Origin of the sequence: Actinoplanes sp. L3-i22, from assembly GCF_019704555.1 — a bacterium.
Classification (GTDB): Bacteria; Actinomycetota; Actinomycetes; order Mycobacteriales; family Micromonosporaceae; genus Actinoplanes.
Genome location: NZ_AP024745.1, coordinates 7,307,255 through 7,322,271 on the forward strand (window position 1 = coordinate 7,307,255; position 15,017 = coordinate 7,322,271).

General features: G+C 74.3%; 14 protein-coding genes and 1 pseudogene. 6 read left to right on the forward strand and 9 right to left on the reverse strand.

The window, feature by feature from the left end; genetic code table 11:
• Nucleotides 1-39 precede the first annotated feature (39 nt).
• Nucleotides 40-1,476, reverse strand: a complete 1,437-nt coding sequence (locus L3i22_RS32850) for a glycosyltransferase family 39 protein (RefSeq protein WP_221321365.1) — start codon at nt 1,474-1,476, stop codon at nt 40-42.
• Nucleotides 1,477-1,566: 90 nt separating this feature from the next.
• Here L3i22_RS32850 and L3i22_RS32855 point away from each other — a divergent pair, with 90 nt between their 5' ends.
• Both L3i22_RS32855 and L3i22_RS32860 read left to right on the forward strand, forming a co-directional pair.
• Entirely contained in the window at nt 1,567-2,970 is a 1,404-nt protein-coding gene (locus tag L3i22_RS32855; protein WP_221321366.1) for an ATP-binding protein, read from the forward strand.
• Between the two features lie 88 nt (nt 2,971-3,058).
• On the forward strand, nt 3,059-4,018 hold the full coding sequence (locus L3i22_RS32860; RefSeq protein WP_221321367.1) for an alkaline phosphatase family protein: 960 nt from the start codon (nt 3,059-3,061) through the stop codon (nt 4,016-4,018).
• Between the two features lie 1,259 nt (nt 4,019-5,277).
• Here the strand turns inward: L3i22_RS32860 and L3i22_RS54700 are convergent.
• The 6 genes and pseudogenes from L3i22_RS54700 to L3i22_RS32885 all read right to left on the reverse strand — a co-directional run.
• A pseudogene (locus L3i22_RS54700) lies at nt 5,278-6,336 on the reverse strand (ABC transporter permease); the annotation flags it as partial.
• Between the two features lie 184 nt (nt 6,337-6,520).
• Nucleotides 6,521-7,243, reverse strand: coding sequence for an ABC transporter ATP-binding protein (locus L3i22_RS32865; protein WP_221321368.1), 723 nt, complete (start codon nt 7,241-7,243; stop codon nt 6,521-6,523).
• Nucleotides 7,240-7,386, reverse strand: a complete 147-nt coding sequence (locus tag L3i22_RS32870) for a hypothetical protein (RefSeq protein WP_221321369.1) — start codon at nt 7,384-7,386, stop codon at nt 7,240-7,242. The genes L3i22_RS32865 and L3i22_RS32870 overlap by 4 nt, the downstream gene beginning before the upstream one ends.
• Nucleotides 7,383-7,967 carry a helix-turn-helix transcriptional regulator gene (locus tag L3i22_RS32875; protein WP_221321370.1) on the reverse strand — a complete coding sequence of 195 codons (585 nt, stop codon included), beginning with the start codon at nt 7,965-7,967 and terminating at the stop codon, nt 7,383-7,385. The genes L3i22_RS32870 and L3i22_RS32875 overlap by 4 nt, the downstream gene beginning before the upstream one ends.
• 86 nt (nt 7,968-8,053) lie before the next feature.
• Complete coding sequence (locus L3i22_RS32880; RefSeq protein WP_221321371.1) at nt 8,054-8,707, reverse strand: response regulator transcription factor; 654 nt, start codon at nt 8,705-8,707, stop codon at nt 8,054-8,056.
• 84 nt (nt 8,708-8,791) lie between these two features.
• A complete protein-coding gene (locus tag L3i22_RS32885; protein WP_221321372.1) occupies nt 8,792-10,411 on the reverse strand; it encodes a sensor histidine kinase in 1,620 nt (539 codons plus the stop codon).
• Between the two features lie 129 nt (nt 10,412-10,540).
• Here L3i22_RS32885 and L3i22_RS32890 point away from each other — a divergent pair, with 129 nt between their 5' ends.
• On the forward strand, nt 10,541-11,083 hold the full coding sequence (locus L3i22_RS32890) for a hypothetical protein (protein ID WP_221321373.1): 543 nt from the start codon (nt 10,541-10,543) through the stop codon (nt 11,081-11,083).
• Here L3i22_RS32890 and L3i22_RS32895 read toward each other — a convergent pair.
• Nucleotides 11,064-11,222: a hypothetical protein gene (locus L3i22_RS32895; RefSeq protein WP_221321374.1), complete on the reverse strand. Its 159-nt coding sequence runs from the start codon at nt 11,220-11,222 to the stop codon at nt 11,064-11,066. The genes L3i22_RS32890 and L3i22_RS32895 overlap by 20 nt on opposite strands.
• Before the next feature lie 145 nt (nt 11,223-11,367).
• Here L3i22_RS32895 and L3i22_RS32900 point away from each other — a divergent pair, with 145 nt between their 5' ends.
• The 3 genes from L3i22_RS32900 to L3i22_RS32910 are packed head-to-tail and all read left to right on the forward strand — an operon-like array spanning nt 11,368 to nt 14,032.
• Entirely contained in the window at nt 11,368-12,168 is an 801-nt protein-coding gene (locus L3i22_RS32900) for a peptidoglycan-binding domain-containing protein (protein ID WP_221321375.1), read from the forward strand.
• A complete protein-coding gene (locus L3i22_RS32905) occupies nt 12,165-12,851 on the forward strand; it encodes an ABC transporter ATP-binding protein (RefSeq protein WP_221321376.1) in 687 nt (228 codons plus the stop codon). Before L3i22_RS32900 ends, L3i22_RS32905 begins: the two co-directional genes overlap by 4 nt.
• Nucleotides 12,848-14,032 (forward strand): ABC transporter permease, encoded by a 1,185-nt coding sequence (locus L3i22_RS32910; RefSeq protein WP_221321377.1) that lies wholly within the window; start codon nt 12,848-12,850, stop codon nt 14,030-14,032. The genes L3i22_RS32905 and L3i22_RS32910 overlap by 4 nt, the downstream gene beginning before the upstream one ends.
• Nucleotides 14,033-14,050: 18 nt before the next feature.
• On the opposite strand, the gene L3i22_RS32915 is transcribed toward L3i22_RS32910, so the two are convergent.
• The gene (locus L3i22_RS32915) at nt 14,051-14,887 is read right to left on the reverse strand and encodes a hypothetical protein (RefSeq protein ID WP_221321378.1); all 837 of its coding nucleotides are present in this window, start codon (nt 14,885-14,887) and stop codon (nt 14,051-14,053) included.
• Nucleotides 14,888-15,017: the final 130 nt, after the last annotated feature.

A 15,017-nucleotide genomic window follows, 5' to 3' on the forward strand; every position in this document is an offset into this window, starting at 1 on the left:
AGGCTCTCCACCCGCCGCTGAGAAACCGCTGAAACGCCGTCACCCGGGACCGGTGGTCCGGCGCGTGTAGAGCACCATGGTCCCCCGCTTGACCTGCCACTCGCCGCTGCGCTGGAAACCGCCGCGCGACAGCGCCTGCCGCAGGTCGGGGCGGACGGTCGTCGGGTCGGCGTGGCGGCCGTAGACGACCAGCCAGATCCGCGCGGCCCCGGCCAGGCGTACGTCCGGGTCGGGGTATTCGCCGGCCTTCAGGGTGGCGGTCTGGGCCGCCGAGTGCTGCATCAGCCGGTCCGCCGGCCGGGACCGGTCGCGACGCAGGTAGTAGCCGACGCCCGCGCGCATCGTGCGGTCCTTGCCGTAGACGATCACGTCGCCGGGCCGCTGGTCCCGGGTGATCACCGCGGCCAGGGTCCGGTAGTCGCTGCCGTTCTTCACCGTCGGCCGGCGCACCGCGGCCTGCCCGGGCAGCGCGGCCACCGCGATCACCGCCAGGGCCGCCACCGGCACGAGCCGGTGCGCACGGATCCGGGTGAGCGCCGCGGCCGCCACGATCATCGCCGGCAGCAGCGCGAACAGCAGGTACCGGTTGACCCAGAAGGACGTGCCGGCGAACGCGGCCACCGCGACCACCGCCGGCGGCAACAGCGCGACCGCGGCCAGCTCCAGCACCGGACGTGCGGGCCGGAACGCCGCGCTCAGCAGCACCACGGCCAGCAGCACGGCGACCAGCTTCGACCCGACCAGCCGGCCCGGAAAGGCGTAGACGGCGTGCGGCGTCATCGGCGCCACCCAGTACAACTGCGCGGCCCGCTGCTGCAGCCCCCACCAGATCAGCGGGGCCAGCAGCGGCAGGACCCCCAGCACCACGGCCAGCCAGGGCAGCAGCAGCCGGCGGCGCCGGATCAGCACGACCGCCAGATGCCCGGCCAGCGCGGTCATCGCGACCAGGCTGAACGCGCCGATCCCGAGCACCGCCGCGGCGTACGCCAGCCACCGGCCGGCGCCCGGGCGCTCGATCACCCGGTGCAGAAACAGCACCGACAAGATCGAGAACAGACAGACGATGGCGTACGGGCGGGCCTCCGCCGCGTATCGCGAGATGTTCGGAAGGAGGCAGAGCAGGACCCCGGCGACCAGCCCCGTGGTGGCGCCGAACAGCCGCCGGGCCAGCTCACCGGTGAGCGCGGCGGCGCCCGCCATCGCCAGGATCGACGGCAGGCGCAGACTCAGCACCGAGTCGCCGAACAGCGCCGTCCACCCGTGGATCGACAGGTAGTAGACGCCGAAGACGGCGTCGATGTGGTGCACGAGCTCCCAGATCTGCGCCGGGGTCCGGTGCGCCACGTCCGCGGTGGCGACCTCGTCCCAGCTCAGCACCGGGCGGGTGGCCCGGAACAGGCCGGCCACGAGCATCAGCAGGCCCGGCACGGCGGGCGGGAGCCAACGCCGTACCGAAGCCCGGGTTTGATCTTTCACCAGGGCACGATCTCCAGCCGGGGCTGAGAACGGGCTGAAACGGGGACGCGATTCAGCACACTGTCAGGTTCGGCGGCCTACCTTGCCCGGATGAGCGTTTGGCGAGGTGGGGTGCGGGTGCGCACGGCGCTCGCGGCGGCGATCGTGGTCGGGGTGGCCGGGCTCGCGGCGGCGGCCGGGTTCGTGCAGGTGACCGGGACGATCCTGACCCACAACGTGGACAGCACGGCGCGGCAGCGGGCCGCCGAGGTGACCGCGGGACTGCGCGACGACGAGGCCACCGACGTGCTGGAGACGATGTCCGGGAACGCCACCCTGGTGCAGGTGCTCGACGACACCGGCCGGGTGGTCGCCTCGTCGTTCCCGGCCCGGTCCGACCCGCCGCTGGCGAGCCGGGCGGTGGCGGCCGGCGCCGGCGTGTGGGCGACCCGTCCGTGGCCGGGCGCCGACGACGATCCGTACCGGATCTGGGCCACCGGGGTGACCACCCCGGCCGGGCCCCGCACGGTCGTGGTCGCCCAGTCGCTGCGGCCGGTGCGGGAGAGCACCGCGGCGATGACCCGCACCCTCGCCGTCGGCATGCCGGTGCTGGTGCTGGTCGTCGGCGTGGCGACGTTCGGGTTCGTCGGCCGGTCGCTGCGGCCGGTGGAGGCGATCCGGCGACAGGTCGCCTCGATCACCGCGCAGGACCTGCACGCCCGGGTGCCGCTGCCGCGCGGCCGGGACGAGGTGGCCGCGCTGGCGACGACCATGAACGCGATGCTGGATCGGCTCGAAGCGGCGGCGGCCGACCAGCGGCGATTCGTCGCGGACGCCGGGCACGAGCTGCGCAGCCCGCTCGCCACCATCCAGGTCGGCCTCGACCACCTGGCCACCCGGGCCACCGCCGAGACCGGCCTGCCGCAGCTCAAGCTGCTGCGCGGGGAGGCCGAACGGCTCGGCGCGCTGGTCGCCGACCTGCTGCTGCTGGCCCGCTCGGACGAGCACGGGCTCGCGCCGGGCCGCGCCGAGGTCGACCTGGACGACCTGGTGCTGGCCGAGCGGGACCGGTTCGCGGCCCGCTTCCCGGCCGTGCGGCTGGAGGCCCGGCTCGAACCGGTCCGGCTGACCGGCGACCCGGCACGGCTGCGGCGGGCGCTGCGCAACCTGCTGGACAACGCGGCCCGGCACGCCCGGTCCGCGGTGGCGGTCTCGGTGTGGGCCGACGACTGGGCGCACCTGGTGGTCACCGACGACGGCGACGGCATCGGCCCGGGCGACCGGGAGCGGGTCTTCGGCCGCTTCGTCCGCCTCGACGACAGCCGGGCCCGGCACGACGGCGGCTCGGGACTGGGCCTGCCGATCACCCGCGAGATCATCACCGGTCACGGCGGCGAGGTCCGCATCGACGACGGCCCCGGCGCCGTCTTCCACGTCCGCCTCCCCCTCGACCCCCACCCGGACCCGGTGCCCGATCAGCGCGGTTCGGGCCGCACACCGTCCTCGCCGAGGTAGCGGACCCCGACGGAGTTGAGAATTCGCTGAAGATGGCCCTGGGCGCGCCTCGCCCGGCCGGCCTCCCGCGCACCGACACGATGTGGCCATGAATCGGACAAAACGCTCGGCGGTCGGCGTGCTGCTCGCCGCCACCATCATCGCGGTGCCGGCGCCGGTCACGGCCGCGGCCCCGGGCCGGCCGGACCACGTCGTGATCGTGATGCTGGAGAACAAGCGGTACGACAGCGTGGTCGGCAACCGGGAGACGCCGTGGATCTCCGCGCTCGCCCGGAGCTCGGCGAACCTGCTCGACTTCTACGCCGAGACCCATCCCAGCCAGCCGAACTACCTGGCGCTGTTCTCCGGCTCGACGCAGGGCGTCACCGACAACAACTGCCCGCACGACCTGGGCGACCGGCCCAACCTGGCCCGGCAGCTGCTCGACGCGGGCTACACCTTCACCGGGTACGCCGAGGATCTGCCGGCCGCCGGCTTCCGGGGCTGCGGGCACCTCGGGTACGTCCGCCGGCACACCCCGTGGGTGAACTTCGCCAACGTGCCGGCCGCGGCGAGTCAGCCGTACACCGCCTTCCCCGCCGACTACCGGCGGCTGCCGGCCGTCTCGTTCGTGATCCCGAACCTGTGTCACGACATGCACGACTGCCCCAAGGCCAAGGCCGACGCCTGGTTGCGCGGGCAGTTCGCCGGCTACGTGGCCTGGGCGCGCACCCACAACAGCCGGTTCATCCTCACCTTCGACGAGGACAACAAGACCGATCACAACCACATCGCGGCCGTGCTCGCCGGCGCCGGCGTGGCACCCGGGCAGTACCACGGCCGGCGCGACCACTACGACCTGCTGCGCACCCTGCAGAGTTGGTACGGCCTCGCCCCGCTCGGCGCCGCCACGCACCGCACCGGCATCCCGGGCGTTCAGTCCAGGGGTGAGCGGGCGATCCCGGCCGGCTCGCGACCGGCGGCCAGCCAGCCGGCGACGACCGCCAGCAGCGGCAACCCGAGCAGCAGGCCGGCCAGCGGGACGATCGGCACCGGAACCAGCAGGTGAAGATCGTGGTGGTAGAGCGCGATCACCGCGGTGTACGCACCGACCACGCCGAGCACCGCCCCGAGCACCGCGAGAGCCGCGGCGGTGGCCGCGGTCAGCGTGCGCCGGGTCCCCGACGGTGCGCCGGCCGCGGTGAGGGTGCGCAGGTCACGCCCGGTCTCACTGCGGATCAGCCCGACCGTCATGGCGAGCACCCCGAGCGCGACCACGATCCCGGCCAGCACCGCCCAGAGCCGCAGCGCGGACAGGTCGGCCCTGGCCGGCCGGGTCTCCACGGTCAGCCCGGCGCCGCCGGCCACCGACCGCATCTGATCGACCTGGTCCGGGGTCAGCGGCCGCGGCGCCCGCAGCAGCCAGGCGGTCGGCATCGCCCGCACGCCCAGCGCACGCATCCCCTTCGGGGTGATCAGAACCGAAGGCCCCGAGGTGTACGCGGGCAGCGCCACCCGTTGCCGCACCGGCTGCCACCGGTCCTCGCGCCGACCGCGGCCGAGCAGGTCGTATCCGTCCAGCGATGCCCGGGACGTCAGCACCTCGGCCCCCGGGTCGACGGCGCCGATGCCGTAGTACCGCAGCAGCTCGGGCGTCGCCACGTAGACCGGGATCAACTCCTCCCCGCTGTACCTGGTGCGACCGCCGTCGACCCGGTGCGGCAGCCCGAACGTGAGCACCGGATGCCCGCCGTCCTGCAGCGGCGCGTCCGGCGAGTACGCCACCTGCAGCGGCAGCGCCGACCCCGCCCCGACGATCGCGGCGACCGCCGAGACCGCGCTGTCCGCGCTGTGCAGCCGATCGGCCGGCAGCTCGGGGACCGGCCCCTCGATCCGGGACGCCGAGGACCACACGATCACCTGGTCGGCGGCGAGGTTCCCGGCGGTCGCCGGGATCACCGCGGCCGCCTGGACGGCCGCGGAACCGAGGACGATCGCCGCGGCGATCCCGGCGGCGAGGCTGACCGCGGCCAGCGCGGCACCCGAGCGGGCCCGGTACCGCGCCAGGTCCCGCAGCGCCAGCCGGACCGCGACCGGCGCCACCCGGGCGACCAGGCCCAGCAGCGTGATCCCGAGCGGCGCGAGCAGCAGCATCCCGGCGACGATGGCGACCACGCCGGAGACGATGAACACCGGCTTCTCCCGCTGCGCCGCCGCGAGCAGGCCGAGCCCGGCCGGCAGCAGCACCAGCCCGGCGATCGCGAACCGGTGGGCCGGGCGCGGCCGGGCCGGCCGGGACGCCAGCGCCGCCACGATCGGCACCCGGGCCACCGCGCGGGCCGGCCACCAGGCGGCGACGACCGCGGTGAGCACGGCGAGACCGGCGGTCAGCCCGACCGCCCACCAGGGCAGGGCGAACCGGTCGATACGGTGCTCGACGACACCCTCCAGAGCGGGCGCCAGCAGGAACCAGGCGCCGAGGCCGAGCACCGTCCCGGCCAGCGCGGCGACCACGCCGGTGGCCGCGCCGTTGGCGATCGGGACCAGCCGGACGTGCCGCGGGCTGGCACCGACCGCGCCGAGCATGCCGAGCGCGCGCAGCCGCCGCTGGGCGAGCACGGTGAACCCGGCGACGGCCAGCAGCCCGACGAAGAGCAGACCGACCGTGGCCATCCCGAGGACGGCGGCGGTGGCGGCGGCCCGCTCACCGGCGGACCGGACCTCGACCGCGGCGCCGTCCGGCAGCGCGGCCCGGCTGAACTGCTGGTCGGTGGCGCTGAGCAGCACGATCACGTCGGTGAGCGGGCCGGCCTGCCCCGGCGCGACCAGGACGAACGTGTCGAGCAGGTCGTTCGGGTTCTCCACCGTGCCGACGATCGACCAGGTGTGCCCGTGCTCCGTCCAGGCGCCGCCCAGGTGCAGGCCGAACGCGCGGGCGGCCCGGGCCGTGACCGCGGCCTCGCCCGGGCCGGCCGGGAACCGCCCGGCGGTCAGCCGGAGCATCGGGGCGCTCAGCGGGCCGTGGGCGGCCTGACCGCGTACGTCGATCGGGGTGGCCGAACCCGGCACGGAGATCTGGCGGCGGTCGATGGTCTCGACCGTGCCGAACGTCGCCCGCAGGGCGGCGAGGTCGCCGGGCAGATCCGCGCTGCGGGCGTCGAGGGTGAGCCGGTGGTCGGCGGCGCCGAAGACCCCGGCCTGCCCGACCGCGAAACCGCTGACCACACCCAGGCCGGCGCAGGTGACCGCGACCGCGAGACCGAGCAGGACCAGCACGAGCAGCTGGCGGCGCCACTCCCGGCGGAACATCCGCCACGCCCAGCGGGTGACCGCGCGCCGGGCCGCCAGGCCGCCCTCGGCGGGGCGCTCCAGCACCGTCGCGCTCATCGCCCGAGCCCCGGCGTCATCGCCCGAAACCCGACGCCCATCGCCCGAGGCCCAGCGCTCACCACCCGGAACCCGGCGCTCACCACCCGGAACCCGGCGCTCACCGCCTGCGATCCGGCGCTCACCGCCCAGAATCCGGCGCTCACCGCCCGGAACCCGGCGCTCACCGCCCGCGATCCGGCGCTCATCGCCCGGAACCCGGGGTGAGCAGCGACTCCGGCCCGGACGGCGGCGCGGTCCGGTCGATCACCCGGCCGTCCCGCAGGAAGATCACCCGGTCCGCCCAGGACGCCAGCTGGGCGTCGTGGGTGACGACGACGGCCGCGACGCCGCGCCGGCTGGCCGCGTGGATCAGGCGCATCACCGCCTCGCCGTTGACCGAGTCGAGCGCGCCGGTCGGCTCGTCGGCGAGCAGCAGCCGGCGTTCACCGACGACGGCGCGGGCGATCGCGGCCCGCTGACGCTCGCCGCCGGAGAGCTGATCGGGGAACCAGCCGGCCCGATCGGCGAGATCCAGCAGCTCCAGGGCCTGCATCCCGGCGTCGCGGGCGGCGCGGGCGCCGGTGCCGTCCAGTTCCAGCGGCAGCGTCACGTTCTCCAGCGCGGTCAGCCCCGGAAGCAGGTTGAAGTCCTGGAACACGTAGCCGATCGACCGGCGGCGCACCCGGGCACGCTCGCGGGCCGGCATCGCCGCCACCCGCACGCCGGCGATCAGCACGTCACCGGTGGTCGGCTGCTCCAGCGTGCCGGCGATGGTGAGCAGGGTGCTCTTGCCCGAGCCGCTCGGACCCATCACCGCGACCATGCTGCCGGCCTCGACCGACAGGTCGACCTCGTGCAGGGCGGTGACCTGGGCCGCCCCCTCCCCGTGCACCTTGGACACCTGCCGCAGTTCGAGGACGCTCATCCCCACACCCCCACTCGCCAGGCCGAGGCAGCTTCGACGCCACTCATCGCCGCGCCCACCAGTCGCCAGACCAGGGCGGTCTCGAAGCCGCTCATCGCCGCGCCCCGCAGCCGCCGGGCCGGGGCGGTCTCGAAGCCGCTCATCGCCGTGCCCCCAAACGGCGGGCCAGCCGGGCCGGAGCGGTGGTGCCGGGCGTCGTCGCGGGCGGGTCGAGCTCGGCGCGACGGACCCGGCCCTCGGCCGCGTCCAGCCAGCGGATCACCGAGTCGAGCCGGAACAGCTCGGCATCGACGACCAGGGCCAGCCCCAGGTCGGTGCCCGCGTCCTCCTTGAGCCGGGTCCACTGCTGCATCAGCTCGACCAGCGCCCGCCGGTGCACCTGAATCACATCGCGAACGTCGACACCGGGCACCCGCAACGCGGCCAGCACCTTGATCACCAGCTCGTCCCGCGGCGGCGAGGACAGATCCGGCGGGGTCCGCAGCCAGTCGGCCAGCTCCCGGGTGCCCGGATCGGTGAGCCGATAGCCCCGCTGCGGCCCGGGCTCGGCGGTGTCATCGGCCTCGACCAGCCCGTCCCGCTCAAGACGCTGCAGCGTCGTATAGACCTGGCCGACGTTCAACGGCCACACCTCGCCGGTGCGGGCTTCGAACTCCTCCCGCAGCTGAAGCCCGTATTTGGGCCCCTCGGCGAGCAGGGCGAGCAAGGCGTGCCGGACGCTCATGACATGTCCCCCTCATGCGATTATGCCCAGTAGAATACTCAGTATATAGAGCACCGGCAACACCCGGATCCCGGCACGCCCGCGCCCTACCGCTCGGCGAGCCCGCACTCGTAGCCCAGGATCACCGCCTGCACCCGGTCCCGCAGGCCGAGCTTGGCCAGGATCCGCCCGAGATGCGTCTTGACCGTGCTCTCCGACAGCACCAGCGCCACGGCGATCTCCGGATTGGACAGCCCTCGCGTGACAAGCGTCAGCACCTCCCGCTCCCGCCCGGTCAGCGCGTCCAGCCGCCGGTCGGCGTCCGCCCGTGGCGGCGCGCTGCCCAGGTAGTGCGCGATCAGCCGCCGGGTCACGCTGGGCGCGGCCACCGACTCCCCGGCCGCGACGACCCGGACCGCGGAGATCAGGTCGGCCGCCAGCGCATCCTTGAGCAGGAACCCGCTGGCCCCGGCCCGCAGCCCGGCCAGCACATACTCGTCCAGGTCGAACGTGGTCAGAATGATCACCCGCGCCGGATGCGGCCCACCCCGGATCCGCCGGGTCGCCTCGATCCCGTCGAGGCCGGGCATCCGCACGTCCATCAGCACCACGTCCGGCCTGGTCAGCGCGACCACGGCCAGCGCCTGCGCCCCGTCGGCCGCCTCCCCGACGACCTCGATGTCCCCGGTCTCGTCCAGCACCAGCCGAAACCCGGTCCGCACCAGCGTCTGGTCATCCACCAGCACCACCCGGACGCTCATCCCGCGCCGCCCACCGCAAGCGCCACACCCACCTGCCCGCTCATCGCGCGCCGCCCACCGCAAGCGCCACACCCACCTGCTCGCTCATCGCGCGGCACCCACCGGCAGCGTCACGCCCAGCCGGAACCCACCCGGAAAGCCGGGCCCGGCCTCCAGCACCCCGCCCAGCATCGCCACCCGCTCGGCGATGCCCCGAAGCCCGTTGCCGTGCCCAGCCTCGAACGAGGCCGCGACCGAGGGCAGGTCCGACACCGAAGGCCAGCCCGGCGGCGAAGAGGAGTCCGACGGCGAAGAGGAGCCCGGCGTCGAGGACCAGCCCGGCGCCGCGGACGAGGGCGACAGCGCGCCAGAAGGCACAGCCGAGGACCAGCCCAGGGCCGAGGGCGAGGGCACCTGCGCGCCCGGCTGCAGGGCCACGAGGTGCGGGGCCGCCAGGTGCGGGGCCGCTGAGGGTGGGGCCGCTGAGGGTGGGGCCGCTGAGGGTGGGGCCGCTGAGGGTGGGGCCGCTGAGGGCGCGGCCGCTGAGGGTGGGGACGGGCCGCGGCCGTCGTCGACGACCTCCACGCGGAGACGCGAGGGGGAGAACTCCAGGCGGACCTGGGCCGACGCGCCCGCGCCGGCATGCTTGAGCGTGTTGGTCAGGGCCTCCTGCACGATCCGGTACGCCGAGAGGTCGACCGCGGCCGGGATCACGTCCGGCACGCCCTCGATCCGCAGGTCGATCCGCATCCCGGTGGCGCGCAGCTGGTCGACCAGGGCCGGCACCGCGCCGACCCCGGGCAGCGGGGCCAGCTCCACGTCGCCGGCCGGCTCGGTGCGCCCGGCGGCGATCAGCCGGCGCATCTCGGCCAGCGACGAGCGACCGGTCTCGATCACGTGCCGCAGCGCGGTGGCGGTGCGCTCCGGGTGCCGGTCGAGGGCCGCGGCCGCGCCCTGGGCCTGCACCACGATCACCGACATGCCGTGCGCGACCACGTCGTGCAGCTCGCGGGTGATCCTGGTGCGTTCGGCGGCGACGGCCAGCGCGGCCCGCTGGCGCTCCTCCCGGGCCAGGTCGGCGGTGCGCTGCTCGACGGCGGCCAGGTGGGCGCGGCGGCTGCGCATCCCGTCGCCGACCGCGAACGCGGCGACCAGCAGCAGCCACATCTCCAGCACGGCCTGGCTGGTGTCGACCAGGATGCTGACCGGGATCACCTTGTCCGGTGTCGCCTTGGTCCGCTGGACGACCGCGACCTCCTGCTCGATGCGCTGCTGCTCCTGTTTGACGGTCATCGCCGCCTTCTGATCGTCCTGCGTGTTGATCCGGCTGGTCAGGGTCGCGGCGTAGACCAGCGCCATGGTCACCACGAGCACGGCGATCGAGCGCCGCCGGTGCCGGGCGGTCGCGGCGACCGTGTAGACCACCAGCGGCAGGGCCAGGTCGAGCAGCTGCCACTTGGTCTGGATGAACAGGTGCCCCAGCGTGCCGGCGCCGACCAGGCCCAGCGCCACGGCCGGCCGGTGCTGGCGCAGCAGCAGGCCGCCGAGGATCAGCGTGGCGAACAGCCACCAGGGGAGGTCGACCGGAATGCCGGAGCGTTCCAGATAGGACTGCACGACCTCCGGTTTCGGCGTGACGAGCATCCCCGACGCGAGGCCGGGGCCCACGGTCAGCAGCATCAACGCCAGCGCGAGCGCGGCGTCGGTGAGCAGTCGGCGAAGCATCTGCCCATCGTAGAAAGCGAATCCGGCCACCGCGTCAGACTCAGGTCCTACATCGGGCGTACCACAGCGGGATGAAGGGCCGACCACGGTCCGACGAGATCGGCCGTCGCGACCGCCACCGTGGGACGCATGAGCAGAAAAGCAGCGCTTCTCGCCGTACTCCTGGTCGCCGGATGCCACTCCGGCGGCTCACCCACCGCCACGCCGAGCGCCTCGGCCAACCGTCAGCAGCTGCTCGCGCTCGGCCAGCAGTGGGTCCAGTGCCTGCGGGACAAGGGCCTGACCCGGATGCCGGACGCCCAGCTCAGCCAGGACGGCTACCTGGAATTCCCGGCCGTGGGCACCTTCAACTGGAAGGACGAGCTGCGCAAACACCAGAACATCATCACCGCCTGCCAGTCCATCGAGGACAGCTATCCGCCGAACGCGTTCCGCCCGAAGAACCAGTTCAGCGCCGACGACCTGCGCAAGCTCGCCGAGTACGCGAAGTGCGTGCGCGAGCACGGCCTGCCCGCCTTCCCCGACCCGAACGCGCTCGGCGAGTTCGACCTGAGCGGGACGTCCCTGGCCAACGGCATCCCGGCCAAGCTGCACGACCAGGCCGACGCCGCCTGCCACAGCGTCTGGTCCGGCGAGGTGCGGATCGCCGGCGTCAGCGGCGGCAAGAAGTGAGGCGCGCCGCCGGCACGGTGCTGGCCATCGCGGTGACCGCGCCGCTGGCCGCCGGGGTCGCCTGGGCCGCCCGGTCCGAGCCGGACGCCGCCGCGCCGCCGAGCGCCGGGGTGGCGACCGGGACGGCCACCGTCGCCACCGCCAAGTTAACGCAGACCGTGCAGGTCAGCGGCACATTGTCGTACGTCGGAAGCCGTTCTGTTGATTTTCAGGGTTTGCCGGGCATTCTTTCCGCCTCGACCGCGCCGGGCGCGGTCATCGGCCGCGGCGGCATTCTCTTCCGGGTGGCTGATCAGCCGGTTCGCTTGCTGCTGGGCGCCACTCCGGCCTACCGCGATTTCCGGTACGGCATGACCGACGGCCCCGACGTCCGCCAGTTGGAGGCGAACCTGGTCGCGATGGGTTTCGACCCGCATCGCCGGATGACCGTCGACCGGCACTTCAGCGCCGCCACCTCGGCCGCGATCCGGCGCTGGGAGGCCGCCCGGGGCCGCCCGTCCGGGCAGCGGACCGGGCGGATCCCGCTGGGGGAGGTGGTCTTCCTGCCGTCCGCGCTGCGGGTCACCGCGACGCCGGCCACGGTCGGCGCCTCGATCGGGCCGGGCGCCACGGTACTCACCGGCACCTCGCCGAACCGCGCGGTGACCGCCCAGCTGGACACCTCGGAGCGGAACACCGTGCACGTCGGTGACCGGGTCGAGGTCTCGTTCCCGGACCTGGATCCGGTGCCCGGCCGGGTCACCGGGATCGGCCGGGTGGCGAGTGCGCCGGCGGCACCGGACCCGGGCGTCCCGGCCGACGTGAACGCGGCGACCGTGCCGCTCACCATCGCGGTCACCCTGCCGCGCGGCTTCGGGCTGGACCAGGTCCCGGTCACCGTCGACATCACCACCGGCGCCGGGGAGGACGCGCTGCTCGCGCCGATCGCCGCGCTGCTCGCCCGGCCCGGCGGCGGGTATCAGGTCCGGCTGGCCGGCGGCGCGCTCGTCCCGGTCGAGCTGGGCCGGTTCGACGAGAGCACCGGCCGGGTCGAGATCGTCAGCGGGCTGACCGCCGGGCAGAGCGTGGAGGTGCCGATCTCATGACCGCCGTGCTGGAACTGCGGGACGTCCGGAAGGTCTATCCGGGCACGCCGCCGGTGGAGTCGCTGCGCGGCGTCACGCTCGCCGTGCACCAGGGTGACCTGGTCGCGGTGGCCGGGCCGTCCGGCTCGGGCAAGACGACGCTGCTCAACCTGGCCGCCGGGCTGGACCGGCCGTCCAGCGGGTCGGTGCGGATCGCCGGGGAGCCGGTCGAGCGGCTCAGCGACCGGCAGCTGTCCGGTGTCCGCGCGCACCGGCTCGGCGTGGTCTTCCAGCAGTTCGTGCTCCTCGAACGGCTGACCGCGGCCGACAACGTGGCGACCGGCCTGCTCTACCGGGGCGTGCCGGCCGGCGAGCGCCGCGCCGCCGCCCACGAGGCGCTGGACCGGGTGGGGCTCGGGCACCGCGCCGGCTTCCCGGCCGCGCACCTGTCCGGCGGCGAACGGCAGCGGGTGGCGATCGCCCGGGCGCTGGTCGGGCGGCCCGCGGTGGTGCTCGCCGACGAGCCGACCGGGAACCTGGACTCGGCCGCCGGCGAGGGCGTGGTGGCGCTGCTGCACGAGCTCAACGCGGACGGCGTCACGATCGTGGTGATCACCCACGACGCGCAGGTCGCCGGCGCGATGCGGCGCCGGATCGACCTGCGGGACGGGCTGGTCGTGCGGGACACGGCGGGTGCGGCATGAGGTCGCGGCTGCGTTTCGCGGATCTGCTGCCGGTCAGCACGGTCGGGCTGCGGTCGCGGCCCGGGCGCACCGCGCTGTCGGTGCTCGGGGTGGCGATCGGGATCGCGGCGATGGTGGCCGTGCTCGGCGTGACCCGGTCCAGTCAGGCCGACGTGCTCGCCCGGATCGACCGGGTGGGGACAAACCTGCTGACCGTCGCGAACGGGAAGACGTTGCGGGGCGGGGAGGCCGAGTTGCCGGTGACCGCGGGCGCGGGCATCGCCCGTACCGAAGGGGTGCTCTCCTCGGCCGCGACCGCGGCCCTGCCGGTCCGGGTCTATCGCAGCGACCGCATTCCCCCTGGTCGCACCGGCGGCCTCGCGGTGCGGGCGACCGATCCGGGGCTGCTCACCACGCTCGACGCCCGGCTGCTGCACGGGCGTTTCCTGGACGCGGCGCTGGTCCGCTATCCGGCGGTGGTGCTCGGCAACTACGCCGCCACGGTGCTCGGCATCGGCGACGTGCGCGACCAGCCCCGGATCTACCTCGGCGACCGCTGGTTCACCGTGGTCGGCATCCTCGCCCCGGTCGAGCTGGCGCCGGAGCTGGACACCGCCGCGCTGATCGGCGCCCCGATCGCCGCCGCCGACTTCGGCTATCAATTCAACCCCACCAGAATTTTCGTACGGGCCCAGACGTCCCGCACCACCGAGGTCGCCGCCCTGCTCGGCCGGGCCGCGAGCCCCGCCCACCCGGAGGAGGTGGCGGTCAGCCGCCCGTCGGAGGCGCTCACCGCCCGCCTCGCGGTCACCGGCGGCACCACCGTCCTGCTGCTCGGCCTCGGCGCGGTCGCGCTGCTGGTCGGCGGGATCGGGATCGCCAACGTGCTGGTCATCTCGGTGCTCGAACGCCGCGGCGAGATCGGGCTGCGGCGGGCCCTGGGCGCCACCCGCGGTCACGTCGGCGCCCAGTTCCTGACCGAGTCGCTGCTGCTGGGCGCGGGTGGCGGGGCGGCCGGGGTGCTGCTCGGCACGCTGATCACGTACGGGATGGCGGTCGCCCGTGGCTGGCAGCCGCTGGTCCCGGCGGCCGCGGTCGGGGCGGGGCTGGCCGCGGCCGTACTGATAGGTGGGTTTGCCGGTCTTTATCCGGCGCTGCGCGCGGCCCGCCTGTCCCCGACCGAGGCCCTGCGCACGATGTGACCCGGCCCGGCCCGTGGTTCAGGCGATCGCGGCGATCTGGATCGCGGGCCGGCGCCGCTCGCGGAGCGAGGCCCAGGCCATGAACCCGGCGAGGACGGCGAGCAGCACCGCGGAGGCGCCGTAGGTGCCCAGGCCCAGGCCGCCCTTGACGGCCGGCTTGGTGAAGAAGTCGCCGACGGTGGCGCCGAGCGGGCGGGTCAGCACGAACGCCAGCCAGAAGACCAGCACGTTCGGGATCCAGCGGACCTTGGTGCAGACGGCGAGGACGGCCAGGACCGAGGTGATCAGCACGGCGCCGCCGAGGTAGCCGAGGCCGGAGCTGTCGGCCAGGAAGTCGCCCATCGAGGTGCCCAGCGTGTTGGAGATCAGGATCGCGGTCCAGAACAGCGCCTCGCCCCGGAACGTGCTGATCCGGTTGATGTCGAACGGCAGGCCGCTGGCCTTCCACACCAGGAAGACGATGACCAGCAGCGAGCTCAGGATCGCGGCGCCGGCCGGGTAGCCCAGGCCCAGGCCCTGCGGTCCCCAGCCGAGCGAGGTGGTGCCGGCGGCCAGGTTGTGGGTGTCGCGGTTCATGAAGTCGGACAGCGTGGTGCCGGCCATGCTCGTGGAGAGGATCACCGTCCAGTAGTAGATCGGGTTGTACCGGCTCGACCGCAGCTGGACCACCAGGGTCACCACGAAGATCGCGAAGAGCGTGACCGTGCTGAGGAAGTACCCCAGCTTCAGGGTCTGGGAGATCATGTCGCCGGCGGTCTCGCCCAGCGTGGTCGCGGCGATCTTCATGACCCAGAACGCGAGCGTGATCTCCGGCAGCTTCTTCAGGACGGCCTTCGCGTGATCCGTAGCGGTCATCGGTCCTCCTCAGGGGTTCGGGCGGTGGGCTCGTTCGGTGCATAGCGTCGGCGACGAACCCTGAAGAATCCCTGAAGATACGGATATATCCGGGCAGTCCCGAATACTCAACGAGGGGCGGCCCGCGCCG

What these genes read in the sequence shown, in the direction of transcription:
- L3i22_RS32910 (WP_221321377.1), top strand. Translation starts at nt 12,848, where the DNA reads ATGAGGTCGCGGCTGCGTTTCGCGGATCTGCTGCCGGTCAGCACGGTC.
- L3i22_RS32875 (WP_221321370.1), bottom strand. Translation starts at nt 7,967, where the DNA reads ATGAGCGTCCGGCACGCCTTGCTCGCCCTGCTCGCCGAGGGGCCCAAA.
- L3i22_RS32870 (WP_221321369.1), bottom strand. Translation starts at nt 7,386, where the DNA reads ATGAGCGGCTTCGAGACCGCCCCGGCCCGGCGGCTGCGGGGCGCGGCG.
- L3i22_RS32855 (WP_221321366.1), top strand. Translation starts at nt 1,567, where the DNA reads ATGAGCGTTTGGCGAGGTGGGGTGCGGGTGCGCACGGCGCTCGCGGCG.
- L3i22_RS32860 (WP_221321367.1), top strand. Translation starts at nt 3,059, where the DNA reads ATGAATCGGACAAAACGCTCGGCGGTCGGCGTGCTGCTCGCCGCCACC.
- L3i22_RS32905 (WP_221321376.1), top strand. Translation starts at nt 12,165, where the DNA reads ATGACCGCCGTGCTGGAACTGCGGGACGTCCGGAAGGTCTATCCGGGC.
- L3i22_RS32915 (WP_221321378.1), bottom strand. Translation starts at nt 14,887, where the DNA reads ATGACCGCTACGGATCACGCGAAGGCCGTCCTGAAGAAGCTGCCGGAG.
- L3i22_RS32865 (WP_221321368.1), bottom strand. Translation starts at nt 7,243, where the DNA reads ATGAGCGTCCTCGAACTGCGGCAGGTGTCCAAGGTGCACGGGGAGGGG.
- L3i22_RS32885 (WP_221321372.1), bottom strand. Translation starts at nt 10,411, where the DNA reads ATGCTTCGCCGACTGCTCACCGACGCCGCGCTCGCGCTGGCGTTGATG.
- L3i22_RS32880 (WP_221321371.1), bottom strand. Translation starts at nt 8,707, where the DNA reads ATGAGCGTCCGGGTGGTGCTGGTGGATGACCAGACGCTGGTGCGGACC.
- L3i22_RS32890 (WP_221321373.1), top strand. Translation starts at nt 10,541, where the DNA reads ATGAGCAGAAAAGCAGCGCTTCTCGCCGTACTCCTGGTCGCCGGATGC.